This window comes from Nonomuraea sp. NPDC005692 (assembly GCF_040631115.1).
Taxonomy (GTDB): Bacteria; Actinomycetota; Actinomycetes; order Streptosporangiales; family Streptosporangiaceae; genus Nonomuraea.
Genome location: NZ_JBEXYU010000002.1, coordinates 613294 through 640084 on the forward strand (window position 1 = coordinate 613294; position 26791 = coordinate 640084).

General features: G+C 70.2%; 27 protein-coding genes. 16 read left to right on the top strand and 11 right to left on the bottom strand.

What is annotated here, in order from left to right; translation table 11 throughout:
* Position 1: 1 nt before the first annotated feature.
* Positions 2–580: a TIGR00645 family protein gene (locus tag ABZ459_RS07965; protein WP_357967305.1), complete on the bottom strand. Its 579-nt coding sequence runs from the start codon at positions 578–580 to the stop codon at positions 2–4.
* Positions 581–617: 37 nt separating this feature from the next.
* On the opposite strand from ABZ459_RS07965, the gene ABZ459_RS07970 reads away from it, so the two are divergent.
* Positions 618–989, top strand: a complete 372-nt coding sequence (locus tag ABZ459_RS07970) for a BlaI/MecI/CopY family transcriptional regulator (RefSeq protein ID WP_357967307.1) — start codon at positions 618–620, stop codon at positions 987–989.
* Here ABZ459_RS07970 and serC read toward each other — a convergent pair.
* A complete protein-coding gene (gene serC / locus ABZ459_RS07975) occupies positions 986–2095 on the bottom strand; it encodes a phosphoserine transaminase (protein WP_357967309.1) in 1110 nt (369 codons plus the stop codon). The genes ABZ459_RS07970 and serC overlap by 4 nt on opposite strands.
* A gap of 111 nt (positions 2096–2206) precedes the next feature.
* Positions 2207–3313: a citrate synthase 2 gene (locus ABZ459_RS07980; protein WP_357967312.1), complete on the bottom strand. Its 1107-nt coding sequence runs from the start codon at positions 3311–3313 to the stop codon at positions 2207–2209.
* Positions 3314–3516: 203 nt separating this feature from the next.
* Between ABZ459_RS07980 and pdxH the strand changes: the two genes are divergently transcribed.
* Both pdxH and ABZ459_RS07990 read left to right on the top strand, forming a co-directional pair.
* Positions 3517–4194 carry a pyridoxamine 5'-phosphate oxidase gene (gene pdxH, locus ABZ459_RS07985; protein ID WP_357967315.1) on the top strand — a complete coding sequence of 226 codons (678 nt, stop codon included), beginning with the start codon at positions 3517–3519 and terminating at the stop codon, positions 4192–4194.
* A gap of 10 nt (positions 4195–4204) precedes the next feature.
* Positions 4205–5491 carry an MFS transporter gene (locus ABZ459_RS07990; RefSeq protein WP_357967317.1) on the top strand — a complete coding sequence of 429 codons (1287 nt, stop codon included), beginning with the start codon at positions 4205–4207 and terminating at the stop codon, positions 5489–5491.
* On the opposite strand, the gene ABZ459_RS07995 is transcribed toward ABZ459_RS07990, so the two are convergent.
* Entirely contained in the window at positions 5437–6060 is a 624-nt protein-coding gene (locus tag ABZ459_RS07995; protein ID WP_357967319.1) for a UdgX family uracil-DNA binding protein, read from the bottom strand. The genes ABZ459_RS07990 and ABZ459_RS07995 overlap by 55 nt on opposite strands.
* 102 nt (positions 6061–6162) lie before the next feature.
* On the opposite strand from ABZ459_RS07995, the gene ABZ459_RS08000 reads away from it, so the two are divergent.
* From ABZ459_RS08000 to ABZ459_RS08010, 3 genes are all read left to right on the top strand, one after another.
* The gene (locus tag ABZ459_RS08000) at positions 6163–6867 is read left to right on the top strand and encodes a metal-dependent transcriptional regulator (RefSeq protein ID WP_357967321.1); all 705 of its coding nucleotides are present in this window, start codon (positions 6163–6165) and stop codon (positions 6865–6867) included.
* 123 nt (positions 6868–6990) lie between these two features.
* A complete protein-coding gene (locus tag ABZ459_RS08005; RefSeq protein ID WP_357967323.1) occupies positions 6991–9213 on the top strand; it encodes a SpoIIE family protein phosphatase in 2223 nt (740 codons plus the stop codon).
* Positions 9210–10013, top strand: a complete 804-nt coding sequence (locus ABZ459_RS08010) for an alpha/beta fold hydrolase (protein WP_357967326.1) — start codon at positions 9210–9212, stop codon at positions 10011–10013. The genes ABZ459_RS08005 and ABZ459_RS08010 overlap by 4 nt, the downstream gene beginning before the upstream one ends.
* Here ABZ459_RS08010 and ABZ459_RS08015 read toward each other — a convergent pair.
* Positions 10010–10372 carry a MarR family transcriptional regulator gene (locus ABZ459_RS08015; protein WP_357967329.1) on the bottom strand — a complete coding sequence of 121 codons (363 nt, stop codon included), beginning with the start codon at positions 10370–10372 and terminating at the stop codon, positions 10010–10012. The genes ABZ459_RS08010 and ABZ459_RS08015 overlap by 4 nt on opposite strands.
* Before the next feature lie 20 nt (positions 10373–10392).
* On the opposite strand from ABZ459_RS08015, the gene ABZ459_RS08020 reads away from it, so the two are divergent.
* Complete coding sequence (locus tag ABZ459_RS08020; RefSeq protein WP_357967331.1) at positions 10393–10821, top strand: MarR family winged helix-turn-helix transcriptional regulator; 429 nt, start codon at positions 10393–10395, stop codon at positions 10819–10821.
* A 12-nt stretch (positions 10822–10833) separates the two neighbouring features.
* On the opposite strand, the gene ABZ459_RS08025 is transcribed toward ABZ459_RS08020, so the two are convergent.
* Entirely contained in the window at positions 10834–10995 is a 162-nt protein-coding gene (locus tag ABZ459_RS08025) for a hypothetical protein (protein WP_352322270.1), read from the bottom strand.
* A 43-nt stretch (positions 10996–11038) separates the two neighbouring features.
* Complete coding sequence (locus tag ABZ459_RS08030) at positions 11039–12184, bottom strand: acyl-CoA dehydrogenase family protein (protein ID WP_357967333.1); 1146 nt, start codon at positions 12182–12184, stop codon at positions 11039–11041.
* Positions 12185–12395: 211 nt separating this feature from the next.
* On the opposite strand from ABZ459_RS08030, the gene ABZ459_RS08035 reads away from it, so the two are divergent.
* The 6 genes from ABZ459_RS08035 (at position 12396) to ABZ459_RS08060 (ending at position 18706) form a co-directional block, all read left to right on the top strand.
* Positions 12396–13817 (top strand): hypothetical protein, encoded by a 1422-nt coding sequence (locus ABZ459_RS08035; RefSeq protein ID WP_357967336.1) that lies wholly within the window; start codon positions 12396–12398, stop codon positions 13815–13817.
* A complete protein-coding gene (locus ABZ459_RS08040) occupies positions 13817–14596 on the top strand; it encodes a class F sortase (protein WP_357967338.1) in 780 nt (259 codons plus the stop codon). Before ABZ459_RS08035 ends, ABZ459_RS08040 begins: the two co-directional genes overlap by 1 nt.
* A gap of 133 nt (positions 14597–14729) precedes the next feature.
* Positions 14730–16067, top strand: coding sequence for a hypothetical protein (locus ABZ459_RS08045; protein ID WP_357967341.1), 1338 nt, complete (start codon positions 14730–14732; stop codon positions 16065–16067).
* 5 nt (positions 16068–16072) lie between these two features.
* Entirely contained in the window at positions 16073–16813 is a 741-nt protein-coding gene (locus tag ABZ459_RS08050) for a class F sortase (protein ID WP_357967343.1), read from the top strand.
* 15 nt (positions 16814–16828) lie between these two features.
* Positions 16829–17488, top strand: coding sequence for a hypothetical protein (locus ABZ459_RS08055; protein ID WP_357967345.1), 660 nt, complete (start codon positions 16829–16831; stop codon positions 17486–17488).
* 72 nt (positions 17489–17560) lie between these two features.
* The gene (locus tag ABZ459_RS08060) at positions 17561–18706 is read left to right on the top strand and encodes an acetyl-CoA C-acetyltransferase (RefSeq protein WP_357967347.1); all 1146 of its coding nucleotides are present in this window, start codon (positions 17561–17563) and stop codon (positions 18704–18706) included.
* Between the two features lie 370 nt (positions 18707–19076).
* Here the strand turns inward: ABZ459_RS08060 and ABZ459_RS08065 are convergent, their stop codons facing one another.
* From ABZ459_RS08065 to ABZ459_RS08080, 4 genes are all read right to left on the bottom strand, one after another.
* Complete coding sequence (locus ABZ459_RS08065; RefSeq protein ID WP_357967349.1) at positions 19077–19667, bottom strand: TetR/AcrR family transcriptional regulator C-terminal domain-containing protein; 591 nt, start codon at positions 19665–19667, stop codon at positions 19077–19079.
* Entirely contained in the window at positions 19664–20095 is a 432-nt protein-coding gene (locus ABZ459_RS08070; RefSeq protein WP_357967352.1) for a hypothetical protein, read from the bottom strand. The genes ABZ459_RS08065 and ABZ459_RS08070 overlap by 4 nt, the downstream gene beginning before the upstream one ends.
* A 20-nt stretch (positions 20096–20115) precedes the next feature.
* Positions 20116–21537: a serine hydrolase domain-containing protein gene (locus ABZ459_RS08075; protein ID WP_357967355.1), complete on the bottom strand. Its 1422-nt coding sequence runs from the start codon at positions 21535–21537 to the stop codon at positions 20116–20118.
* Positions 21538–21607: 70 nt separating this feature from the next.
* Positions 21608–22078 (bottom strand): Lrp/AsnC family transcriptional regulator, encoded by a 471-nt coding sequence (locus ABZ459_RS08080; protein ID WP_357967358.1) that lies wholly within the window; start codon positions 22076–22078, stop codon positions 21608–21610.
* 80 nt (positions 22079–22158) lie between these two features.
* On the opposite strand from ABZ459_RS08080, the gene ABZ459_RS08085 reads away from it, so the two are divergent.
* The 3 genes from ABZ459_RS08085 to ABZ459_RS08095 all read left to right on the top strand — a co-directional run bounded on the left by ABZ459_RS08085 (position 22159) and on the right by ABZ459_RS08095 (position 26747).
* Positions 22159–23406 carry an amino acid permease gene (locus tag ABZ459_RS08085; protein WP_357967360.1) on the top strand — a complete coding sequence of 416 codons (1248 nt, stop codon included), beginning with the start codon at positions 22159–22161 and terminating at the stop codon, positions 23404–23406.
* The gene (locus ABZ459_RS08090) at positions 23399–25270 is read left to right on the top strand and encodes an acyl-CoA dehydrogenase family protein (protein ID WP_357967363.1); all 1872 of its coding nucleotides are present in this window, start codon (positions 23399–23401) and stop codon (positions 25268–25270) included. Before ABZ459_RS08085 ends, ABZ459_RS08090 begins: the two co-directional genes overlap by 8 nt.
* Positions 25271–25478: 208 nt before the next feature.
* Positions 25479–26747, top strand: coding sequence for an extracellular solute-binding protein (locus ABZ459_RS08095; protein ID WP_357967364.1), 1269 nt, complete (start codon positions 25479–25481; stop codon positions 26745–26747).
* Positions 26748–26791: the final 44 nt, after the last annotated feature.

Here is a 26791-nt window from a genome sequence, read left to right on the forward strand (position 1 = left end):
CCTACAGGTGCGGCTTGGTGTGCTCGGCCGGCGAGCTGGAGAGCATGCGGTCGATGAGCGCCAGGCCGATCGCCGAGGCCACGAACGCCAGGTGGATGATCGTCTGCCACATGATCTTGTCGTTGGGCACGTCACGCGCCCGGATGAACGTCTGCAGCAGGTGCACCGACGAGATGCCCACGATGGCCGTGGCCAGCTTGACCTTCAGCACGTTGGCGTTGACGTGGGAGAGCCATTCGGGCTCGTCGGGATGGTCGTTGAGGTTGATGCGCGAGACGAACGTCTCGTAACCGCCGATGATCACCATGATCAGCAGGTTGGAGATCATCACGACGTCGATCAGCGCCAGGACCGTGAGCATGACGACGACCTCGGCCGACGTGCCGTCGCCGGCCGCCGGGTGCAGGAAGACGCTGCTGAGCAGGTGCCACAGCTCGGTCATGAACTGCCAGACGTACACCGCCTGGGCCACGATGAGGCCCAGGTAGAGCGGGACCTGCAGCCAGCGGCTGGCGAACATGAGGTAGCCGAGGCTGCGGGGCAGCGCTCGCCCCTGGCCGATCGGGGGCTGTTCGGGCAAGAATGTTTCCTACTGATCGAGCCGGAGGACTGGTGAGTTGGCGAACCTGGGATCCCTGGAACGCGCGATCATGAACGTGCTGTGGGATGCCGGCAAGGCCATGCGCGTGCGGGAGCTCCTGGACAGGCTCAACGAGGACCGCGACCTCGCGTACACGACCGTGCAGACCGTCGCCGAGCGGCTGGTGCGCAAGGGCCTGCTGGTGCGCACGCCCGCGCGCAACGCCTTCCGCTACGCGGCCGCCTGCTCGAGGGCCGAGCACGTCAGCCGCCTGATGCTGGAGGCCCTCGCGGTCAGCACCGACAGGCTGCCGGTGCTGACGAGGTTCGCGCAGAGCGTCGAGGAGGAGGACGCCCTGGCGCTCCTGGACGAGCTGGCCCGCCGGACGGGCCGGCGCGCGACGGGCTAGAGGCGCTCGACCACGTGGTCGACGCAGACCGTCAGCGCCTCGACGTCGGACGGCTCGATGGCCGGGAACATCGCGATGCGGAGCTGGTTGCGGCCCAGCTTGCGGTAGGGCTCGGTGTCGACGATGCCGTTGGCGCGCAGCACCTTGGCCACCTCGGCGGCGTCGACGTCGTCGGTGAAGTCGATCGTGCCGACCACCTGCGAGCGGAACTGCGGGGCGGCGAACGGCGTGGCGTAGGACGACTTCTCGGCCCAGGTGTACAGGCGCTGGCTGGACTCGGCGGTGCGGGCGGTGGTCCAGGCCAGGCCGCCGTTGCCGTTCATCCAGTCGAGCTGGTCGGCCAGCAGGAACAGCGTGGCCACGGCGGGCGTGTTGTAGGTCTGGTCCTTGCCGGAGTTGTCGATCGCGATCGGCAGGCTGAAGAACTCGGGGACGTACCGGCCCGAGGCGGCGATCTCCTCGACCCTGGCCAGGGCGCGCGGCGACATGATGGCGATCCACAGGCCGCCGTCGGAGGCGAAGCTCTTCTGCGGGGCGAAGTAGTAGACGTCGGTCTCGGCGATGTCGACCGGCAGGCCGCCCGCGCCGGAGGTGGCGTCGACCAGCACCAGCGAGTCGTCGCCGCCCACGCGGGAGATCGGCATGGCGACACCGGTCGAGGTCTCGTTGTGGGTGAGGGCGTAGACGTCGACGCCGTCCTCGGCGGCCGCGGTGGGGTAGGTGCCGACGTCGGACTTGATCACGCTCGGGTCGGCCAGCCACGGCGCCTTCTTGGCGACGGCGGCGAACTTCGAGGAGAACTCGCCGAACGCCAGGTGCTGGGACTTCTCCCTGATCAGCCCGAAGGCCGCGATGTCCCAGAACGCGGTGGTGCCGCCGTTGCCCAGCACGACCTGGTAGCCCTCGGGCAGCGAGAACAGGTCGGCGAGCCCGGAGCGCACGCGGCCGACCAGGTTCTTGACCGGCTTCTGGCGGTGCGAGGTGCCCATGAGGCTCGCGCCGGACGCGGCGAGCGCGGCCAGTTGCTCGGTGCGCACCTTCGAGGGCCCGCAGCCGAAGCGGCCGTCGGCGGGCTTGATGTCAGCGGGAATCACGATGTCAGCCACGTGCCAAGCGTACTGAGGCCGTCCGGGTGACGTCGCACGGGTCCGCCGAATGAGACGCGAAACGGCCCGCCCTTGAGCGGGCGGGCCGTTCATGACACGGGCGAAAACGTGTCAGATCGTGCCGGCGACCTCGGAGGCGCCGGGGACGTCGCTGAGCGGGCGCGAGGCCGGGCCGATGTAGTTGGCGCTCGGACGCACCAGCCGGCCCGTGAGCTTCTGCTCCAGGATGTGCGCGGCCCAGCCGGCCGTGCGGGCGCAGGTGAACATCGAGGTGAACATGTGCGAGGGCACCTCGGCGAAGTCCAGCACCACGGCCGCCCAGTACTCGACGTTCGTGGCGAGCACCCGGTCGGGCTTGCGGGCGTGCAGCTCCTCCAGGGCGGCCTGCTCCAGCGCCGCCGCGACCTCGTAGCGGGGCGCGTCGAGCTCCTTGGCGGTGCGGCGCAGCACGCGGGCGCGCGGGTCCTCCGCGCGGTAGACGCGGTGGCCGAAGCCCATGAGCCTGTTGCCCTTGTCGAGCTCGCTCTGGACGTACTTCTTGGCGTCGCCGAGCTGCTCCACGCCTTCGATCATGTGGAGCACGCGGGCGGGGGCGCCGCCGTGCAGCGGGCCCGACATCGCGCCCACGGCGCCAGAGAGCGCCGCGGCCACGTCGGCGCCGGTGGAGGCGATGACGCGGGCGGTGAAGGTGGACGCGTTCATGCCGTGCTCGGCGGCCGAGGTCCAGTAGGCGTCGATGGCCTTGACGTGCTTGGGATCAGGCTCACCGCGCCAGCGGATCATGAAGCGTTCGACGATGGTCTTCGCCTCGTCGACCCGGCTCTGCGGCACCATCGGCAGGCCGAGGCCGCGCGCGGACTGCGCGACGAAGGAGAGTGCCATCACGGAGGCGCGCGCCAGCTGGTCGCGGGCCTCCTCGTCACTGATGTCGAGCAGGGGCTTGAAGCCATAGGCCGGAGCCAGCATGGCCAGCGCGCTCTGCACGTCTACACGGATGTCACCGGAGTGGACAGGGATGGGGTACGGCTCCGCCGGGGGCAGGCCCGGCTGGAACTTGTTGTCGACCAGCAGGCCCCAAACGTGCCCGAACGGGACACGGCCGACCAGCTCCTCGATGTCGACGCCCCGGTATCGAAGGGCGCCCCCTTCTTTGTCCGGTTCCGCGATCTCGGTCTCGAAAGCTACGACGCCTTCGAGGCCGGGTTTGAAGTCGGACATGCTCGGCCGCCTCCCTTTCTTGCCATGTAACGGCAATGCCTTGATGTCGAGATACCGGCGGGTCAATTTAACCCCCTCCCAGGTCATGGTCGGTCTCGGGACCCGCCGAAACGTCAAACCCGCTGGTAGGGAGCCTGCTGTGGGCACGTGTCCCGCGACCTGCGTCAGGCCGCCGAACCGCGCCCTAGCGTGGGATCTGCCACATGAGCGCGCAAGAATACCGTCTCGTGGATGCCACCCCGCGCCCGCCCCTGCTGGCGGCGCTACGCCGAACGTACGAGGGCGAGCCGTTGCTCGAGACCGACCTCGCGTCCGACCCCGTCGCGCAGTTCACCGTCTGGTTCCAGGACGCGCTCGAAGCCGGCCTGCCCGAACCGAACGCCATGGTCCTCGCCACCGCCTCCGCGGGCGGCCGGCCGAGCGCCAGGACGGTCCTGCTCAAGGGCTACGACGAGAACGGCTTCGTCTTCTACACCAACTACGAGTCCCGCAAAGGCCGCGACCTGGCCGAGAACGGACGCGCCTCGCTGCTGTTCCCCTGGCACGCTATCCGCCGCCAGATCCGCATCGAGGGCACCGTCGCCCGCATCTCCCACCAGGAGTCGGCCGACTACTACAACTCCCGCCCGTACGGCTCCCGCATCGGGGCCTGGGCCTCGCGCCAGTCGGCGGTCGTGCGCTCGCGCGAGGAGCTCGACGAGCGCTACGAGGAGCTGTCCGCCCGCTGGCCGGAGGATCCGCCGGTGCCCGACTTCTGGGGCGGCTTCCGGGTGACGCCGACCGAGGTGGAGTTCTGGCAGGGACAGCTCGACCGGATGCACGACAGGCTGCGCTACCGGCGCACCCGACCCGGTTGGGCTTTGGAGAGACTTGCACCATAAATTGCCTTAGGTGGCATTCGGGGAACTGGTCAAACGTCATCTTGTGGACACAAGGCCGCTGGCCGTGCCCGCGTACCGGCGGATCTGGTCCGGCCAGGCCGTCTCGAACGTGGGCGTCGCCGTCACCGTCGTGGCGGTCGGCCAGCAGGTCTACGACCTGACCCATTCCTCGCTCTGGGTGGGGCTGCTCGGCATGGCCAACCTCGTCCCGCTGCTGGTCTTCGGGCTGTGGGGCGGGGCCGTCGCCGACGCCTTCGACCGGCGCAGGCTGCTCGTCATCGGCTCGCTCATCACCTGGGCGGCCACCCTGGTCATCCTGGCGCAGGCCCTGCTCGGGCTGGGCAACGTGTATCTGATCTTCGCGGCGACGGCGGTCAACGCCACCGGGTTCGCGATCACCGGCCCGACCAGGGGCTCGGTGATCCCGCGCATCCTCGACCCCGAGCTGGTGCCGGCCGCCAACGCGCTCAACTCGCTGGTCTACAGCCTCGGCGCGGTCGTCGGCCCGATGCTCGGCGGCGTGCTGCTGGCCACCGGCGGCGACCACCCCAACTACGCCGCCGCCTACACGGTGGACGCCCTGCTGTTCAGCGGCGGCCTCTACGCGGCCCTCAGGCTGCCCGCCCTGCCCCCGCTGGGCGAGGTGACACGTCCGGGAGCCCGGGCGGTCTGGGAGGGCCTCAGCTTCATCGCCAGGAGCCCGGTGCTGCTGATGTCGTTCGTCGTGGACATCATCGCGATGGTGTTCGCCATGCCGCGCGCCCTCTACCCCGAGCTGGCCGCCGATCGGTTCGGCGGCTCGATGACCGCGCTCGGCTGGGTGACCTCCGCCATGGCGATCGGCTCGGTCGCCGGCGCGCTGTTCTCCGGCTGGGTGGGCCGGATCTCGCGGCAGGGCGTCGCGCTCGTGCTGGCCATCGCCATGTGGGGGCTCGCCGTCGCGGCCGCGGGGCTGGTGCGCGAGCTGTGGCTCGTCGTGGCGTTCATGGCGGTCGGCGGCGTGGCCGACGTGATCTCGTCGGTGTGGCGGCAGTCGATCCTGCAGCTCTACGCCCCCGACGAGATGCGCGGGCGGATGCAGGGCGTGTTCATGGTGGTCGTGGCGGGCGGCCCGCGCCTCGGCGACCTGCGCGCCGGTGCGACCGCGACCGCCTTCGGGCTCACCGGCGCCTGGGTGGGCGGGGGGCTGGCGTGCGCGGTCACCGTGCTCGTCGTCGGCCTGTCGGTGGCCGGGTTCCGCAATTACCGCTCCGACACCCGCGCCGCCGCCTTGAGGTCGGAGACGAAGCCCGCGTAGGCCGCGTCCCTGTCGGGCGCGCGCAGCACCGCCGAGGGGTGGATCGTGGCCACCGCGAGCGCGTCGCCGAGCGGCACCGGCTCGCCTCTGTGCTCGGTCAGCCGGAACGCCCTGCCCAGCAGAGACCTGGCCGCCGTCGCGCCGAGCACCACGACCACGTCGGGACGCACCAGCTCCAGCTCCGCGCCGAGCCACGGCCGGCACGCCTCGATCTCGGCGACCGTCGGTTTCTGATGAATCCTTCTCTTCCCCCTGGGAGTGAAGGAGAAATGTTTGACAGCGTTTGTCAAATAAACCGCGTCCCGGTCGATTCCCGCTTCTTCCAGCCCCCGATCCAGCACACGTCCGGAGGGGCCCACGAACGGATGTCCCTCGATGTCCTCGCGATCCCCTGGCTGCTCGCCCACCAGCATGAAACGGGCCTGTTCCGGCCCCTCGCCGAACACCGTCTGGGTGGCCTTGGCGTACAGGTCGCAGCCTTCGCAGCGGGCGGCCGCCGTCCGCAGGGAGCCGAGGTCGCGCCGGTCGGGAAGGAACTCGGCCGCTCCGTTGTTGCCGTCCTTAACCATCGTCGGTCGTTCTCCCAATAGGGTTCCTGATGACTTCTGTGCCCGTAGCGGACGGGCTCAGTCCCCGCCACGACCGGCGTAGCATTTCAGTTGGGAGGAGCCTTGACCGCACACGGCCTGATCGACACGACGGAGATGTATCTCCGCACGATTTACGAGCTCGAAGAGGAGGGCATCGTCCCCCTTCGCGCCCGCATCGCGGAGCGCCTCCAGCAGAGCGGCCCCACCGTGAGCCAGACCGTCGCCCGCATGGAGCGCGACGGCCTCGTCCGCGTCGAGGGCGACCGGCACCTGTCGATGACCGACCTGGGCCGCACGCTGGCAACGCGCGTGATGCGCAAGCACCGCCTGGCCGAATGCCTGCTCACCCAGGTCATCGGCCTTCCTTGGGAAGAGGTGCACATCGAGGCGTGCCGGTGGGAGCACGTCATGTCCGAGTCGGTCGAGGCGCGGCTGGTGACGCTGCTCGACAACCCCACGGTCTGCCCGCACGGAAACCCCATCCCGGGGCTGGCCGAGCTGGGGGCGCAGGAGGTGCCCGACGGCGCGGCCAACGTCCTGACCTCGATGTCCGAGGCCGCCGGGCCGCGTGACATTCCGGTCGTGGTGCGCCGGATCAGCGAACAAGTGCAAAGCGATCCTGCTGTGATGCTTAAACTCAAGCAAGTTGGGATACAACCCGGACGCGAGGTGACGCTCGCGGCGAGCGACGACGGTGTGCGGGTGACAGGTGACGGTGACGCGAACGACACTCCCGCGGAGCTTCCGCGTGACGTTGCCGCGCACGTTTTTGTCTCCAAGCGCTGACGCGCGCGCAGCCACTTGGTTGAATCCCTCTTGGGAGGCCCTCCACTCTCCCCTGGCCAAGACAGTTGCAGGAGCACCCGTGGTCCGCTGTGCGCACAAGCCACCCCAAGGAGTGGTCTCCGGATGAAGCGATGGGGGGATCTGTCACAAGAAACGGCTGATCACCTTGGTGCCGGGTCCGTTCTGGACCATGCCGAGATGGCAGTGGTCGTGACAGACCGCTTCAGCAATCTCCTCTACTGGAATCCCTTCGCCGAGCAGCTGTTCGGCCGGCCCGGCAACGCGCCGGCGCGTGACGCGTCCGTCCTGTCCCTCGGGATCATGGAGAAGGACCACCCGATGGCCGTCGAGCTGGCCAAGCACGTGCTCAAGGGCGGCGTGTGGGAGGGCACGTTCGACGTCAGGCGCGGCGACGGCACGATCGTCTACGTCCGCGCCCAGGCCGTGCCGCTGCGCCACCCGTCCGGCTCGGTCACCGGCATCGTCATCCTGGCCCGCGAGGCCCTGCGCAGCAACGAACGCGAGAAAGACCGTTTCGGGCTCCTCGAACGCATCGGCGAGCGGCTGGCCGGCTCCCTCTACGTCGAGGAGACGCTCAAGCGGGTGGCCGAGATGCTCGTGCCGCAGTTCGCCGACCACTGCTTCATCGAGCTCATGGAGGGCGACCGGCTGGTCCGCCGGGTCTCGGAGCACGTCCAGGGCTGGACCCCGCCCGCGGGCACGTGGAAGCCGGTGGGCGCGGAGATCCGCTACCCCTCCGGCCACTACGCCGACACCGCGCTGCGCCGCCAGGAGACCATCCTGGTCGAAGACTTCTCCACCACCAGCTACCCGTCGCCCCACGAGGGCAGCGCGCGGCTGGCCAGCGAGATCGGCATGACCTCGGCCATCGTCGCCCCCCTGCTGGTGCGCGGCGAGACGCTGGGCCTGATGTACCTCGGCCTGTCCAACCTGACCGACCGGCGCAGCCCCCACTACGACGCCTTCGACCGCGACTTCGTGGGCGCCATCGCCACCCGCGTGGCCCTCGCGATCGACAACGCGCTGCTGTTCGAGGAGGAGCGCCACACCGCAGAGTCGTTCCAGAAACACCTGCTGCCCAGGGCGCTGCCCCAGCTCGACGGCCTCGACATCGCGGTGCGCTACTACCCGGCGGCCCCGCTCGCCTCCCACGGCCAGGGCATCCAGACCCAGGTCGGCGGCGACTGGTACGACGTGATCCCGCTCTCGGCCGGCCGCGTCGGCATCGTGATCGGCGACGTCGAGGGCAGGGGCGCCAAGGCCGCGGCCATCATGGGCCAGCTGCGGGCGGCGCTGCGGGCCTTCGCGCAGGACGACAAGTCACCCGCCGACATCCTGGCCAGGCTCGACGAGTGGACCCGCATCATCGCCACCCCCGAGCAGGACGACAACGGCGCCGACGTCAGCATCCCGCCCATCGTCACCTGCCAGTACCTCGTCTACGACGCCTGGTCCCGCCAGCTCTCCTTCGCCAACGCCGGGCACGCGCCGCCGCTGCTGGTGGTCGACGGCCAGTGCCTGGAGATGGACATCGAGGAGGTCGGCCAGCCGCTCGGCGTCCGGGCCAAGGGCCTGCACGCCGACCTGGTCTACAAGGAGGAGACCCGCACCCTCCCGCCGGGCGCGGCGCTGCTGCTCTACACCGACGGCCTGGTCGACCGGCGTCCGGGCCGCGACGGGCGGATGCCGAGCGAGGAGGAGACGCTCGGCGTGCTGTGCGAGAAGCTCGCCAAGATGGCCGACGCCGACGTCGAGCGCATCGCCGACGCCGCCACGATCGCGGTGCCCGGCGAGATCGACGACGACATGGCGATCCTGGTCGTCCGCTCCAGCGACGTCGACCTCGACGTCGAGGAGCGCACCTTCCCGGCCCAGCCGATCATGGTCGGCGAGGCGCGCCGCATGGCCTCCGAGGCCTTCTCCGGCTGGAACGTGCCCGAGGAACGCGCCGAGCTGGCCTGCCTGCTGGTCTCCGAGGTCGTCACCAACGTGGTGCTGCACGCCTCCACCGCCAACTCCCCGCGCCGGGAGCTGGTCGTCGAGGGGCCGCCGCTGCCGTTCGAGGAGTCCTGGGACATGCCGGGCTTCGAGGAGGAGCCGGTCGGCGACAAGGAGTTCACGCTGAGGCTGCGCAGGGGCGAGGAGTCGGTCTGGGTCGAGGTGTTCGACCAGGACCTCCGCCTGCCCCGCATCCGCAGCGCCGGGGAGAACGACGAAGGCGGCCGCGGCCTCTACCTGGTCGACCAGCTCGCCAAGCGCTGGGGATCCCGTCCCACCAGGGAAGGCAAAGCGGTCTGGTTCGAGATTCCCACCCGGAGCAGGTGAGTGGTTCACTGGGCCGCATGGAGCTGGCCTTCGAACGCCGGGGCACCGGCGAGCCGCTGATCCTCGTCCACGGCATCGGACACCACTGGCAGGCATGGTTGCCGGTGATGGACCGGCTGGCCGCCGACCACACGGTGATCGCCGTCGACCTGCCCGGTTTCGGGGTGTCGCCGCGGCTGCCCGCGGGCATCCCGTACACCGCGGAGTCGCTGGCCGACGCGGTCGAGTCGTTCTGCGCGCTGCTCGGCATCCGGGAGCCGCACGTGGTGGGCAACTCGCTCGGCGGCTACATCGCGCTCGAACTGGCCTCGCGCGGCGTCGTGCGCGAGGCGACCGCGCTGTCGCCGGCCGGCTTCTGGTCGCGCTCCGAGCTGCTCTACTGCCAGACGACGCTGAAGGCCCTGCGGAACTCGGCGCGGGCGATGTCGTCGGAGCAGGCGGTCAGGGCGGCCGGCAACCCGTTCATGCGGGCCGTGTCCAGCGGGGTGCTGGTGGCCCGTCCGAGCCGCCTCGACCCCGCCGGGCTGGTCGCGGCCACGCAGGCGCTGGCGGGGGCGGCCGGCTTCGACGAGACGCTGGAGTCGTTCGGCGGGCTGATGCCGCCCGCCCCGCCGAAGACGCCCATCACGATCGCCTGGGGCGAGCGCGACCGGTTGCTGCCGCGCCGCCAGGCCGTGCGCGCGGCGCGCTGGTCGGGGCAGCGGGTCAAGCTGCTCAGGGGCTGCGGGCACGTGCCGATGAGCGATGATCCGGAGCTGGTGGCCCGGGTCGTCCTTGCGGCCGACCGGGCGGCCTCCTAGCGTTCGGCGTTGGCCGCCATGCGGCGCAGCACCTCGACGGCGGTCTGGTACTCCTGCGGGCTCACGCCCTGCGTGACCTGCTGCCGGAAGCGGGTGACGCGCTCGGAGACGGCCGTGTGCACGGCCCTGCCCTCGTCGGTCAGCCGCCCGTCCGCGAGCCATCCCCTCGACGTCAGGCTCTGTACGGCCTCCTCCACCCCCTCGAACGGCGCGAGCGCGACGGCGTTCTCCCCTTGGGCGGTGGCGTGGAGAAGCTGCCACTCCCTGCGCGAGGCGCCGTACGCGGCCAGGGCCTGACCCATCGCGTTCTCCAGCAGGTTGTCGAGGTGCTTCACCCAATATCCGATAGGTCTGTCCATGCATGTACGATAGCAACTATATGTATGAAGACAAGGAAATCGCCGAGATCGAACGGGCGATGGTCGCGATCAGGCGCAGGCAGAGCAGGCGGGCGCTGGCCCGGCAGCACGGCGCGGCGGGCCCCGAGTTCGAGGTGCTCGACGTGATCGAGGGCGCCGGTGGGCGGCTCACCGTGTCGGCGGTCGCCGAGGCGCTCAACGTCGACCAGCCGCGGGCGAGCCGGCTCGTGACGGCCGCCGTGACGGCGGGGCTGGTCCGGCGGGAGGCCGACCAGGCCGACGGGCGGCGGGCGTGGCTGGTGCTGACCGAGGCGGGCGCCGCCGCGCTCGCACAGGCCCGGCAGGCCCGGCAGGCGGCCTTCGCGTCGGCCACGGCCGACTGGTCGGCGGCCGAACGGGCCGAGTTCGCCCGGCTGCTGACCCGGTTCGTGCAGGGGATGCCGGGGTGAGCTTTCCCGGCCTCAGCGCATGGTCTGGCCCCAGACGAGCAGCATGGCGATGATGAACACGATCATCACGCCCGCGTAGCCGACGGGGCCGAGCCGGAACGCCCGGCGCACGCGGTTGAGCCCCCAGGCGAACAGTAATGCCAGGAAAACGAGGAGGATCAGGCCGCCGTCCATGCTGACAGTATGCGGCGCGGCCCGGCCGGGCGCGCGCCTGCCGTCAGAATCCGAAGGACCGGCCGATGATCTCCTTCATGATCTCGGTGGTGCCGCCGTAGATGGTCTGGACGCGGCTGTCCAGCCACGCCTTGGCGACCGGGTACTCCATCATGTAGCCGTAGCCGCCGTGGAGCTGGAGGCAGCGGTCGATGACCTTGTTCTGCAGCTCGGTCGTCCACCACTTGGCCTTGGCCGCGTCCACGACGGTGAGCTGCCGGGCGTTGAGCGCCAGGATGCACTTGTCCACGTAGTGGCGGGCGATCTCCGTCTCGGTCGCCAGCTCGGCCAGGACGAAGCGGGTGTTCTGGAACGAACCGAGGTTGCGGCCGAACGCCTGGCGGGTCTTGCAGTACTCGATCGTCTGCTCCAGCACCGCCTCCGCCGCGGCCACGGCCGCCACGGCGATCGACAGGCGTTCCTGGGGCAGGTTGTTCATCAGGTGGAAGAAGCCCTCGCCCTCGTTCGGGCCGAGGCGGTTGGTGACGGGCACGCGTACGTTCTCGAAGAACAGCTCGGCGGTGTCCTGGGCCTTCATGCCGACCTTGTCCAGGTTCCGGCCGCGGTTGAAGCCCTCCATGCCGCGCTCGACCACGATCAGCGTCGTGCCCCTGGCCCCCGCCTCCGGGTCGGTCTTGGCGACCACGACCACGAGGTCGGCGTTGACGCCGTTCGTGATGAACGTCTTCTGGCCGTTGACCACGTAATGGTCGCCCTCGCGGACGGCGGTGGTCCTGATGCCCTGCAGGTCGCTGCCGGCGCCCGGCTCGGTCATCGCGATCGCGGTGATGAGCTCGCCGGAGGCGAAGCCGGGCAGCCAGCGCTGCTTCTGCTCGTCGTCGGTGAGCTCGACGACGTACGGGGCCATGACGTCGTTGTGCAGCGAGAAGCCGAGGCCGGAGGCGCCGCTCCTGATGATCTCCTCGACGATCACGGCGTTGTAGCGGAAGTCGGTGATGCCGGATCCGCCGTACTCCTCGGGGACGCCGAAGCCGAACATGCCGATCTCGCCGGCCTTCTTCCAGACCTCGCGGGGCACGATGCCGTCCTTCTCCCACTGGCCGTGGTGCGGCACGACCTCGCGGGCCATGAACTCGCGCACGGTTTCCCTGAAGAGCAGGTGCTCCTCGTCGAAGAGGTCTCGCTGCATCGATTCGCCTCCAAGCAGGTGTCGTGCACGACAGAATACGATTCTGTTACCCGGAGGTATACCCGCTTTCGCGCCGGGGGAGGCGGCGGGGGACACGACAGGGGACACGGCTTCATCACAAGTGCTGGAACTTGGGGGAAACCGCCTGCGTTGCGGGTGTTTTCGACTCTAAGATCTACCCTCGGTCTATTTGTGATGATCGGAGTGTCCCGTGAGTCGGTGGCGCAAGTCGTTGCTCGCCGCGTCGATCGCATCGTTGGCGGCCGTCGGGGTCGTCGCGTTGCCCGGCGTCCCGGCCTCGGCCGCACCGGCCGACCTGGACGTGCAGTACGAATGCGTTCCCTCCGGGGCCGACAGCATCGTGCGGCACGGGCCGGTACGCCTGAACACCCATCTCACCTTCGCCACCGACCTGGTGGTCGGCGACCCGCTCAACTTCACCTGGAAGCTCGACTACGCCGACCATGGACGGCTCCAGTCGCCCGGCTACTTCGCTCCGGGCGCCAATGTGCACGCCACCGGCAACGTCGAGTTGACCAGCAGCTGGCAGGGCATCCTGCAGCCGAAGGGCTCGGTCGAGCAGAAGGGCAAGCTGCGCCCCGACGGCGAGCTGTCGCTGCCCGAGTCCCTGAACGACCCCGGCCTGATCGACAAGGTCGGGACCATCAAGGTCACGCCGAAGGACATCGAGCTCGACTTCACCCCGCCGGACGGCACGGTCGTCGCCAACGACGGCAACGAGACCGACAACCCGACCGACATGAAGATCAACTACGGCCCCGGCTGGAGCTCGATCGACGACCGTCCGGGCTCCGAGAACCACGTGCACAACGACCTGCACGAGACCAACGACCTCGGCGCCTGGGCCGAGCTGAGCTTCACGGGCACCGGCGTGGAGTACATCGGGCCGCATGACAAGGACGCCGGCCCGGTGGACATCTACATCGACGGCGGCAAGGTGGCCACGGAGGACCCCTCGCGCTCCGACGACGACCTACCCGTCAACGACGACCTCGACGGTGGCTTCACGATCTGGAAGTCGCCGGAGCTGAAGTACGGCAAGCACACCATCAGGATCGTGAACGCCTCCAGCAAGCCTGCCTGGCTCGACGCGTTCAAGGTGTCCACCAACACCGCCAAGATCCCGACGGGCTACCACGGCGCGAAGTGCAAGCTCGTCGGTGGCCCGGTCTCGGTGACGGTGACCGTACGGGACAAGTCAGGACCGACCAACAGCCAGACCCCCGACCCGTCGAAGACCCCCACCACGAGCCCCACGCCGACGCTCACCCCGACCGGCACCGGCACGTCCACCGCCACCAGCACCCCCACGCGCCACCACTCCCAGCCCACCCCGACCAACGGGCTCGGGCACGTGGTCGTGGTGCCGGCGGTCACGGGGACGAGCACGAGCACGGCCACGCCCACCGCGACCGGCCCGACGGCGACCACGTACGTCAGGGCGCAGGTGGCCAAGGTCCCCAAGGGCGGGGTGGACACCGGTGAGGCGCCCGACGAGCCGGACCGGCCGTACGGGCTGATGGCCAGTGGGGCGATGTTGCTCATGGGCAGCGCGGGCGGCGGGCTCGCCCTGCGCCGCCGCCGGGCCGCGCACGCGGGAGGAACGAAGTGATGGCCGAGCAGAAGACTCCGATGCAGCGGGCGATGCCCGGGTTGCTGATCGCCGGTTCGCTGGCCGGCGTCGGTGCGATCATGGTGGGCCTGCTCTCCGTGGCGCCCAAGGTGGACGACGGCTCCGGCACGCTGGCCGCCGCCGACCGGCCGACCGCCGTGCAGATCGAGAACGCGGGCGCGTTCGTGCTGCCCGCGACCGTGGGACCGGGCGGCAAGGGCGCGACGCTGACCCCGGCCCGGCCGGACGCGCCGCCGCCGCTGGCCGCGGCCCCGACCGTGCCGCCGATCCCCAAGGCCAGGACGAAGGCCGCCAAGGCCAAGGCGAAGCCCAGCCGGATCAAGATCCCCAAGATCAAGGTGAACGCGCCCATCGGCGGCGTCACCGTGGACATCAAGGGCAACCTGGGCACGCCTCCGCTGACCAAGCCGAACCAGACCGGCTGGTACCGCTTCTCGCCGGTGCCGGGCGAGCTCGGGCCCGCGATCATCAACGGCCACGTCAGCACCCGCAAGGGCCCCGCCGTCTTTGACCGCCTGCGCGAGCTGGCCAAGGGCGACCAGATCTACGTGTACCGGTCGGACGGTAAGGTCACCCGGTTCACCGTGAGCGGGATCGAGCAGGTCAGCAAGTCGGCGTTCCCGACGTCCCGGGTGTACGGGAACACCAAGGATTCGCAGCTCCGGCTGATCACGTGTGGCGGCGTCTTCAACAAGCAAGCGCACAGCTACACGGACAACATCGTGGTGTACGCGACGTTGTCGAAGAAGAAGGGCTGATGGGGTTTTTGGGGCGAATTTTGGGTTTTACGGGAAGTTGACAGGGACAGTTCGTAGGATCTCAACCGAACCGTGACCATCGGCTGGAATTCTGGCACGACTGTTGACACTGCGCTGAAACGGAGATGGACCCGTGCTTACGTCCCAGGCGTGGCGCCGCCTCGCCCACAAGACCTCCGCCTTGGGATTGATGGGCACGGTCACCGTCGTCGCCGGTTCGGTGGCCGGTCTGTCCTCACCGGCTCAGGCCGCGGTGGTAGAACCCCTGAAGATCACCTACAACTGCTCCGGTGGCGCCCTCCAGACCGGCCCCGTGATCGTGACGATCACGCCTCCGGCGTCGGTGGAACCGGCCAAGTCGACGACGATCGACTGGACGTTCCCGGCGATCCCGGTGTCGAAGGCCCTGACCGCCGGGGAGACCGTCACCGCCGGCGGCGGCGACCTCACGGTGACCGGAGGGACGCCCGCCGCGCTCAAGGGCACCAGCACGGGCACGACCACGGCGGTCGCCATGGGCGGGTCCTACACACCTCCGAAGATGTCGGCGTCGGTCAGCGTGACCGCGACGACGGGCGGAAACCTCGTCCTCACGCCGCTCGCGACGGCGACCGGGACGACGCCGCTGCTGAGCATCAAGATCGGCCAGGACACGACGACCTGCACCTATGGGTCGACCTCTCCGGCCAGCATCTCGATCCCGGTCCAGACCGGCGGCGGCGGTGGGACCGGGACTGAGGTGGTCGCGTACAAGTGTGATCTGGTGGACACGACGATCAACGACCCGGCCTACCCGGCCGACGTGGACATCAAGCTCACCCCCACCCTGCCCACCAACGCCAAGACGAACGAGGAAGCCAGCATCACGTGGACCAGCACCGTCGAGAGCAGCAGCCTCGACAAGCTGAAGGCCCCCACCGGCTTCCCCACGACCGGCGGCAAGTACTTCCTCAACGTGAAGGCGACCGGCGCGGGCGTCACCCAGCCCGCGGCGGCCGAGGCCCCGCTGACCGGGGTCGTCGTCGGACAGGACATCACGCTGCCCAGCGTCACCGTCAAGGTCAAGCCCACCACGACCGGCCAGGTGACGCTCGTCCCCGGCGACCTGGTCCTCGGCACCTCGGCCACGGCGACCACCGGCAGCACGATCAAGTGCACGGCCCCCACGACCGGCCTCAAGAACTTCACCTTCCAGGTGGTGGTCGGCACGGGGACGAGCCCGTCGCCCACGCCGACCCCCACGCCCACTCCCACGCCGACCCCCACCCCCAAGCCGACCAAGACCAGCACCGCGACCGTGACCGTCACCCCGCCCAACAAGTCCAAGACGCCCAAGGCGGGGGCCGACACGGGAGCCGGTGGTGAGGCGGGGCCCGACGGGCGGCTGTTCGTCCTCACCGGCACCGTCCTGATCGCGGCCGCGGCGGCCGGTGGGCTGGTGCTGCGCCGGCGTACCGCGGGCAGGGGCTGAGCGGCGTGGCCGGGCAGTATCCGTACGGCGGCCCGCCGCCGCGGGACCGGGGGAGCACCGCGCTCAGGACCGTGCTGATCGGCGCGGCCATCGCCGGGGTCGTCACGGTCGTGGCGGGCATGCTGATCGTGCTGCAGTCGCCCGAGGAGTACGGCATGGACAGGGACGCCCTGCCCGTGGCCGTGCAGACGCAGGCGTCGGGGCAGCCGCAGCAGGCGTTGTTCCAGGCGCCGCCGGACCAGCCGCCGCCGCTGCCGGAGATCACGCCGGCGCCGCCGATGCTGCCCTCGACGCCGATCCGGATCGTGATCAAGCGGCTCGGCATCAACGCGCCGATCAAGTCCGTGGGGCTGGCCAAGGACGGGACGATCGAGGTGCCGCCGTCCGACAATCCCAATCTGGTCGGGTGGTACCGGAACATGTCCACGCCGGGCCAGGAGGGCCCGGCGGTGCTGCTCGGGCACAAGGACACCAGGACGCGCAGCGCCGTGTTCAGCCGCCTCGGCGAGCTCAGGCACGGCGACACCATCGAGGTCAAGCGCCAGGACAAGACGACCGCCGTGTTCACGGTCGGCGGCGTGGAGCAGGCGAGCAAGAAGACGTTCCCGACCGAGCGCGTCTACGGGAGCCGGGAGAACGCCCAGCTCCACCTCATCACCTGCGGTGGTGCCTACGATCGCACCATCGGCCACTACAACGACAACATCATCGTCTACGCGACGATGACGAGCTCCTATCGAAGCTGATTCGCGGAGGCGGGCATGGGCTGGTTGGCGAAGCGGAAACTGCGTACTGGCCCGACGGCGGCCCTGCCCGCCAGACCGGACCTCGCCGAATTGTTACGGATCGTCCGGCTGGCCGATCCCGACGCGCGGCGCGAGGGCGACGACATCGTGGCGGCGGACGTGCGGGTGTTCGCGCCGGTCGAGGCCGACGCCGAGCTGACCGGCGGGGTGCTGGAGAAGGCGTGGGCCTGCCGGGTCACCGCGGAGGGGCCGCTGCCGTTCGACTTCTTCGACCGTTACCTGGCCGAGGGGCTGGCCTTCCGGCTCAAGGGGCTCGCGGTGTGCCGGGGCGAGGTGAGCGATCCGGCCGACGGCGAGGAGGGCGGTCCCGCCGTCATCCTGCCGGTACGCCCGTCCGCCGACGACCTGGCGCCCCTGCTGGAGCAGGGTGAGGACGAGTTCACCTACACGTCGGGCGACATCCGGGCCGCGCTGGTGCCGCAGAAGGGGCAGCCGCCGGCGGTGCGGGAGCTGCTGCCGTTCGCCACCGAGCTGACCGCGATCGAACTGCGCGGCGAGGAGGCCGTCAAGCTCGGAAGCCTGGCGCTGGAGCTGGCAGAATCGCTGAACGGCCTGGTCGTGGACCGGTGGCGGTTCAGGATCGACGCCGCGGAGGACCTTCTGCCTCCGGAGTGACGAGCCACAGAACGTCGTTCTGTTGTAGTCTCTCCCTAATAACCGAATAATGCTCGGTTTCCAGGAGGCACTGTGGCAGAGGCGTACATCGTCGGAGCGGTCCGTACCCCGGTCGGCAAGAAGAAGGGCGGTCTTTCCACCGTCCATCCCACCGACCTCGCCGCCCACACGCTGAAGGCGCTCATCGACCGCACCGGCGTCGACCCGGCGGCGGTCGAGGACGTCATCATGGGGTGCGTCATGCAGTTCGGCCCCCAGAGCATGGACATCGCGCGCAACGCCTGGCTGTCGGCGGGGCTGCCCGAGACGACGGCCGGCGTCACGATCGACCGGCAGTGCGGGTCGTCCCAGCAGTCGATCCACTTCGCCGCCCAGGGCGTCCTGTCGGGCACCCAGGACCTGGTGGTGGCCGCGGGCGTGGAGTCGATGAGCATCGTGCCGATGGGTGCGTCGATCACGGCCGCGCTGGAGAAGGGCATGCCGTTCCCGTTCGGCGACAAGTGGGTCGAGCGCTACGGCAAGCAGGAGATCTCGCAGTTCCGCGGCGCCGAGCTGATGTGCGAGAAGTGGGGCCTCCAGCGTGACGTGCTGGAGCAGTTCGCCTACGAGTCCCACCAGCGTGCCGCCAAGGCCGTCGCGAACGGCTACTTCAAGGACCAGATCGCCCCGATCAACGGCGTCGAGGACGACGAGGGCCCGCGTCCCGACACGACGCTGGAGAAGATGGCCGGGCTCAAGACCCTGAAGGAGGGCGGCCAGATCACCGCGGCCACCTCCTCGCAGATCTCCGACGGCTCCGGGGCCGTGCTGATCGCCTCCGAGCAGGCCGTACGCGAGCACAACCTGACCCCGCGGGCCCGCATCCACCAGCTCGCGCTCATGGGCGACGACCCGGTCTACATGCTGACCGCGCCGATCCCGGCCACGCAGCGGGCGCTGCGGAAGGCGGGCATGTCGATCGACGAGATCGACGTCGTGGAGATCAACGAGGCGTTCGCCCCTGTGCCGCTGGCCTGGATCAAGGAGCTGGACGCCGACCCCTCGAAGGTCAACCCCAACGGCGGCGCCATCGCGCTCGGCCACCCGCTGGGCGGCACGGGAGCGATCCTGATGACCAAGCTGCTGCACGAGCTGGAGCGCACGGGCGGCCGCTACGGCCTGCAGACGATGTGCGAGGGCGGCGGCCAGGCCAACGTCACCATCATCGAGCGGCTCTAGGAGAAACCGGTCCTGGAAAGGGTGAGCGCCGCCTCCCGGGCGTACGAGGGGAGGCGGCGCTCGCTAACTACCATCCCGGTAGTTGTCTAGCGGCCCTTGGGCGGGATGATCCGCCGGGGCGGCACGACCGGGCGCTGCGGCATCTTGGGCAGTTGCCGGGGCGGCACGGGCGTGGCGGTCTTCTTCTTGGCTGAGCGAACTCGCATGCGAAGCTCCTTTACGCGAACTCAGGACGCGGCTCGGTACGGGCCGGGCGTCGACGAGCACAGCGTGGCCGCGTCTGTCGGACGATGGACTGAGGTGGCTGCTGTCACAGGTAAAGGCGCATGACCGACAAGCTACGGCGTGTCCGTAACGCCGGGCAACTGAATTATTCGGCCGCCGCGAGCTGCTGCTCGAAGCCCGACACCATGGCTCGCAGGCCCGCGTCGAACCACTGGTCGTAGAAGCGCAGAGCGTCCGCGTCGTGGGTCTCGGCGGTCGAGCCGACCTGGGCCAGGGCGTGGCCGAGCACGTAGACGCCCACCGACTGCACCGCGTTGACGGTGTCGCCGGTGGGCACCCCCGCCGCCTCGAAGCGGGCCAGCAGGCCGGAGATCAGCTCGGCGCCGCGCCGTAGGTCCACCGGGTGGGTGGCCAGCAGCGGGACGGCGCGCGGGTGGGCGAGCAGGAAGCGGCGGTAGGCCACGGCGAACCCGGTCAGCGCCCGCGGCCAGTCGGGGACCGGCGTGTAGCCGGACATGGCCTCGGTGAACAGCCGGTCGACGACCAGGGACACGAGCGCGTCCCGGTTGGGCACGTGGCGGTAGAGCGACATGGCGGCCACTCCGAGGTCGGCGCCCAGGCGGCGCATGGTCAGCGCGTCGGGGCCCTCGGCGTCGAGGATGCCGACGGCCGCGGCCACGATGCGCTCGACGGTGAGCACGGCCGGCCGGCCCGCCCGCCTGGGTGCCTGAGTCATGCGGTCAGCGTAACGACGATCGTGGTCGCCAGCATGAGCAGGGACAGCACGCCCACCACCATGTGCTGGACGTCGATGACCACGGCGTGGCCCGCGGTCGGCAGGACCTTCCAGGTGCGGCTGTACTCGCGCTGGTAGAGCTCGCGCTGCTCGGCCGTGGCCGTCCCGAAGTAGGGCAGCCACCAGCTCCGTACGTGCCCGGCCATGACCAGGACGCACAGGACGGTCGCGCCGATGAGCGACCACGTGCGGTGCAGCCCGTTGCCGGCCGCGATGAGCAGCGGGAACGGGTAGTTGATCGCGGCGGCCAGGGCCCGCCCCCTGACGTTCGCGCCGCTGAGGTCGTTGAGCGGGAACATGGGCACCCAGTCGGTGACGACGAGCCAGGCGAGCCACACGAGCGGGACGGTGACGGCGACCGCGATCATCGGGTTCTCCTCGAATTTGCTTACTTGGTAAGCTTACACAGTACACAAATTCGGACCACGGCGGTCAAGAGCCCGGCGACAGCCGCGGCGAGCAGGGTGAGCGACAACGACGCCGGGAAGTAGGTGAGCTGCTCCCAGGTCACGTACCGGCCGTTGAGCAGCACGGAGACCCAGTTCGGGTAGAACGCGAACAGCAGGACCGGCAGCAGCACCGGCACCAGCCGAAGGGCGATCCGCCACCACGGCTTCCCCGACCGCCGGGACGCCCACCGCCGCGCCCGCAGCACGCCCATGACCCCGAGGCCGGCCGCCACGACGGCGAGCAGGCCCAGCACCAGGTCGTAGAGCTGCCGGTCGCCGCCCAGGGCCGCCGGCGCACGGCCCTCGCTCATCGCGGCCAGGCCCCGCATGATGTCGTAGGTGGGGTCGTAGAGCGAGGCGCCGTTGGTCATGACGGCGAAGCCGTAGCCGGTCTTCGGCGAGACGGCCTCGACGGCGTTGTAGGTGAACAGGTTGCCGGAGTGCACGAGCAGGCCGGACTCCTCCTCCAGGCTCCAGCCCATGCCGTAGCCGTGCAGGCCGGGCTTGTGCATGGTCTCCAGGCTCTGCTTCTTGACCAGCGGGCGGCCGGCGCCGTTCTGGGCGATCAGCCACTTGCCCATGTCCGCGGCATTGGTGATGACCGCGCCCGAGCCGCTGCCGTCCAGGAAGCCGGACGCCTCCGGCCGGGGCAGCCATATGCCGTAGACCGAGACGGAACCGTCCGCCGGCCGGACGACCTGGGCGCTCACGGCGCTGCCGGTCATGCCGAGCGGGCCGAAGACGCGGTCCTTCATGTAGGCGTCGAAGGGGCGGCCGCTCGCTGTCTCGACCAGGCGGGCGGCCAGGTCGTAGTTGACGTTGCAGTAGGCGTACCGGCTGCCCGGGTCGGCGGCCAGGCGGCCCCCGGCCAGGCGGGCGGTGTAGTCGGCCAGCGAGCTTGCGGACTCCAGATCGCCGATGTCCAGCGAGCTGTCGGACAGCCCGGAGGTCTGGTTCAGCAACTGGCGCACGGTGATCCTGGCGTGGCGTGGGTCCGCCATCCGGAAACCGGGAAGCTGCCCGGCCACCGGCTCGTCCAGCGCGATCTTCCCCTGCTCCACCAGGGTCATCACGGCCAGCGCGGTGAACGACTTGCTCACCGAGGCCACCCGCATCGGCGTGGCCGCGGTGATCGGTCGCCCTTCGGAGTCCTTGCCGTACCCGGCGGCGTGCACGACCTTGTCGCCACGGGTCACCACGACGGACAGACCGGGCACGCCGGTGGCCTCCAGCGCCTCGCGCAGGTAGGAGTCCACGGCGGCGGGGGTCGGCTCGACGGGAGCGGAGGCAAGGGCCGGGGCGGAAGCGGGGGCGAGGGTCAGGGCCGCGGCCAGCCCGGCGAGGGCGATCTTCAAGCTCATGCAGGCAAACGTACGGAGAACGCCCCCACCGCCGAATCTGCCGACGGTCTAGTGGCACCCCCGACGAAAGTCAGGTCTCCGTGGGGGACGGCAGCCGTTCGGGCACCGCGTCGTGCACCTGCTGGAAGATCACCGAGGTGCGGAAGCCGACGATCTCCTTGCGCTTGCTGAGCCGGTCGAGCAGGAAGGAGTGGAGGTGGTCGAGGTCCTGGACCGCGACGTGCAGCAGGAAGTCGTCGCCGCCGGCCAGCACGAACACGCTCAGCACCTCGGGCAGCTCGGCGGCCGACTGCTTGAACGCGTTGATCACGGCCCGGCTCAGCGGGCGGACCTGGACCGAGACCATCGCCTGCGTGCTCCGGTTGAGCGCGGCGGGGTCGATGTCGGCGTGGTAGCCGCGGATCACGCCGCGCCGGGTGAGCGCCCTGACCCGTTCCAGGCAGGTCGAGGGGGCGATGCCGAGCCGGCGGGCCAGCTCCCGGTTGGACTGCCGCGCATCCGTTTGGAGCAGGCGGATGATCGCCGAATCAAGTTCGTCCATGACGCGATTCTGCACCTTTCTCCGATCGAACGTTCGGTGGAGCGGGGGTAGGTCCGAACGATCGGGCTACTTTCGCGGGCATGACTGAACAAGGCCGGATGGGTGCGGGGCAGGGCGCGGCGTTGCTGGTGGGCGCGGTGCTGGGGCCGGGGATGCTGGTGCTGCCGCAGCTCGCCGCCGCGGCGGCGGGGCCGGCCTCCGTGCTGGCCTGGGCGGGGCTGCTCGCGCTGAGCGTGCCGGTGGCGCTGACGTTCGCGGCGCTCGGCGTCCGGCATCCCGACGGGGGCGGGGTGGCGAGCTTCGCGGGGCTGGCCTTCGGGCCGCGGGCCGCCGCCGTGGTCGGCTGGTGGTTCTACGGGGCCGTGCCGGTCGGGACCGTGGCGGGCGCGCTGGTGGGCGGCCGGTACGTCGAGGCGTGCCTGGGCGTGGACGGCACCCTGGCCGGCGTGCTGATCCTGGCCGCGGCGTTCGCCGCCAACGCCGCCGGGCTGCGTACCTCCGGGCGGTTGCAGCTCGCCTCCGTCGCGCTGCTCGTCGCCCTGCTGGCGGTCGCCGTCGTCACCGCCGCCCCGCGGGCCGACCTCGACCGCTTCACCCCCTTCGCCCCGTACGGGCTCGCCGGGGTGGCCGGGGCGGCCGGGGTGCTCATGTTCGCCTTCGTGGGCTGGGAGGCGGCCAGCCACCTGTCGGCCGAGTTCGTCGCCGGGAGGCGCGGGCTGACCAGGGCCACCGTGGTCACCCTCGTCGTGGTCGGCGTGTTGTACCTGGGCGTCAGCATCACCTCGATCGGCGTGCTCGGCGCGGACATGACGGGCGTGCCGCTGAGCGCGCTGCTGGAGGCCGGCCTCGGGGGAGTGGCCCGGCCGGTGACCGGGGTGCTGGCGGTGCTGCTGACGTTCGGGGCGGTCAACACGTACCTGGCGGGGGCGGCGCGGCTGGGGGTGGCGCTGGCCAGGGACGGGGCCATGCCCGCCTGGCTCACCGGGGGACGCGGGCCGTACCGGAGCCTCGGGGCGCTGGCCGTGCTGACGGTGCCGGTCGTGGTGTGGGCGGTGGACCTGGACCTGCTGATGCGGGCCACCTCGGCGTGCCTGGCGGCCGTCACGGCGGCGGGCGTGGCGTCGGCGGTGCGGGTGCTGCCCGCCGGGCGGCTGCGAATCACCGCCGTCGTGGCGACCGGGATGTCGGCGGTCGCGCTGGCCTGCTGCGGGGCCTTCCTGGCGGTGCCGGCCGTGCTGGCCGTCGTCGCGCTGGGCGTGCTTAAAGCCGTCAGGCGGGCAGTACTCCCAGCACATGACGGCGCACCGTCGGGAGGGTGCCATGAGTGAGCAGACCACGTACGCGGAGAGCAGGCAGGTCGGCGAGCAGGCCAGGGAGCGCGAATGGACGCGGCCCAGCTTCGCCAAGCAGCTGTTCCTCGGCGATCTCCGGCTGGACCTGGTGCATCCGGCGCCCAGGCCGCCGGCCGAGGCCGCCGAGCGGGGCGAGGAGTTCGTCCGGGCGGTACGGCGCTACCTGGAGACCCACGTCGACCCGGCCCTCATCGAGCGCACCGCGCAGGTGCCCGACGAGGTGGTCAAGGGCCTGGCCGACCTCGGGGCGTTCGGCATCACGATCGGCACGGAGTACGGCGGCCTCGGCCTGCCCTACCTGTACTACTGCCGGGCCCTCACGCTGGTCGGCTCCTACTGCCCCGCCCTGGCCACGCTGCTGTCGGCGCACCAGTCGATCGGCGTGCCGCAGCCGCTCAAGCAGTTCGGCACCGAGGAGCAGAAGCGGGAGTTCCTGCCCCGGTGCGCGGCCGGCGAGATCTCGGCCTTCCTGCTCACAGAGCCGGACGTGGGCTCCGACCCCGCCCGGCTGTCCACGACCGCCGTGCGCGACGGCGACGACTACGTGCTGAACGGCGTCAAGCTCTGGACGACGAACGGCGTCGTCGCCGACCTGCTCGTGGTCATGGCCAGGACCGGCGAGAAGATCAGCGCGTTCGTGGTCGAGGGGAACAGTCCGGGCATCACGGTCAGGCGCCGCAACAGCTTCATGGGCCTGCGCGGCATCGAGAACGGCGTCACCGAGTTCTCCCAGGTCAGGGTGCCCGCCAGGAACCTGATCGGGAAGGAGGGCCAAGGGCTGCGGATCGCGCTCACCACCCTGAACACCGGCCGCCTGTCCCTCCCGGCGACCTGCGCGGGCAGCGTCAAGTGGGCCGTGAAGATCGCCCGCGAGTGGGGCAACGCCCGCGAGCAGTGGGGTCGCAAGGTGGGCCGGCACGAGGCCGTGGCGACCAAGATCGCCTTCATCGCGGCCACCGCGTACGCGCTGGAGGCCGTCAGCGAGCTCACCGCCCGCCTGGCCGACGACCGGAGCAACGACATCAGGATCGAGGCCGCCCTCGCCAAGCTGTACGCCACCGAGCTGTCGTACCGGGCGCTGGACGAACTGGTCCAGATCAGGGGCGGCCGCGGTTACGAGACCGCCGAGTCGCTGGCCGCCCGCGGCGAGCGTGGCGTGCCCGCCGAGCAGATGCTGCGCGACGCCCGCATCAACCGCATCTTCGAGGGCTCCTCCGAGATCATGCACCTGATGATCACCCGCGAAGCCGTGGACGCGCACCTGACCGCGGCCGGCGAGCTGATCAACCCCGAGGCGTCCCCCCAGGAACGCGCCCGCGCGCTCGGCCGGGCGAGCCGCTTCTACGCCGGGTGGCTGCCGACCCTGGTGGCCGGCTCGGGCAGCCTGCCCACGGGTTACACCGCCTTCGGCCCGCTGGCCCAGCACCTGCGCTTCGTGGAGCGGACCAGTAGGAAGCTGGCCCGGTCCACCTTCTACGGCATGTCCCGGTGGCAGGGGAGGCTGGAGCACAAGCAGTCCTTCCTCGGGCGGATCGTCGACATCGGGGCCGAGCTGTTCGCCATGACGGCCGTCTGCCTGAAGGCCGAGGAGGACGCCGACGACCTCGGACGCCGGCCGTACGAGCTGGCCGACACCTTCTGCCACCAGGCCCGGCGCCGCGTCCGCACGCTGTTCGACGAGCTCTGGGACAACAGCGACGAGCAGGACGTGCGCCTGGCCCGGTACGTGCTCGACGGCCGCTACGAGTTCCTGGAGGAGGGCATCCTCGACCCGTCCATCGAGGGGCCGTGGATCGGGACGCCGGACGGCGGCGAGAACGTGCGGAGAAAGATCCTGTGACGCCCGGTCTAGACCGGTTGTGAGCTTTTTCTGCCCTTAGTGTTTTCAAACCGATACCAGCCGGTATAGACCGGCTGCTGAACACGGGCTTACTCTGGCGCAAACGCGTTGAGCTGTGGCTCTCGCACCCCTCATCCCTTTGGACGGGGTCAGGTGGCTGGTACGGACCAGCGACCCGTCCGACGAGAAGGCGGTATCACCAGTGAACATGAAGCTTGTGGGCGGCGCCGCTCTCGGCCTTGCCACGATGCTGGTCCTGTCCAGCTGCGGCTCCGACGGCGGTTCGGGTGGCGACGGGAACAACACCCAGGCCTCGGGCGGCGGCCAGGTCACCCTCAAGATGGTCGCCGCCGACTACGGCGACGGCCCCGGCAAGCCGAACTCGGGCGAGACGTTCTGGAAGGGCGTCGTGGACGAGTTCCAGGCGGCCAACCCCAATATCAAGGTCGACGTCCAGGTCATCAACTGGAACGACATCGACAAGCAGGTCGCCACCATGGTCCAGAACGGCCAGGTGCCCGACATCCTGCAGACCGGCGACTACTCCGGCTTCGTCAAGGACGGCCTGCTCTACAAGGTCGACGAGGTCCTGTCCCCGAACGTCTCCGGCGACATGCTGCAGAAGTTCGCCGACTTCGGCAAGGTGGACGGCACCGGCTACGGCATCCCGTTCGTCTCCTCCGCCCGCGCGCTGTTCTACAACAAGGACCTGTTCACCAAGGCCGGCATCGCCGAGCCGCCCAAGACCTGGGACGAGCTCAAGGCCGCCGCCGAGAAGCTGAAGAAGGCCGGCGTGAGCCAGCCGTTCGGCCTCCCGCTGGGCCAGGAGGAGGCCCAGGGCGAGTCGTTCCTGTGGATGCTGGGCAACGGCGGCGGCTACAAGGACGCCTCCGGCAAGTGGGCCATCAACTCCCCGCAGAACGTCGAGACCTTCACCTACATGAAGGGCCTGGTCGACGCCGGCCTCACCAGCCCGAACCCGGGCACCAAGGACCGCAAGACGGTCTGGGAGGACTTCGGCGCGGGCAAGGTCGGCATGGTCAACGGCGGACCCATGTCCATCCCGATCTTCGACGCGGCCGGCCTGAAGAACTACGGCGTCGCGGCGATCCCCGGCAAGTCCGGCCCGCTCGACACCACCCTCGGCGTCATGGACTGGATCATGGCGTTCAACAAGAACGGCCACGCCGCCGAGATCAAGAAGTTCTTCGACTTCTTCTACACCGGCAACGCGGCGCAGAAGATCTCCGACACCTACAAGCTGCTGCCCGTCACCAACGGCGGCATCCAGAAGCTGTCGGGTGACGAGAAGCTCAAGCCGTTCCTCGACGCGCTGCCCAACGCCAGCTTCTACCCGTTCCAGGACCCGAAGTGGGCCGAGGTGAACCCGGCGATCAAGCAGACCATCGGCGGCGCCGTCAAGGACGACCCGGCCAAGGTCCTCGGCGAGCTGCAGAAGACCGCCGAAGCCAGCTGATCCAGCGGGGGTCTGTGGAGCCGGCGCGCGGGTCGCGTCCCCGC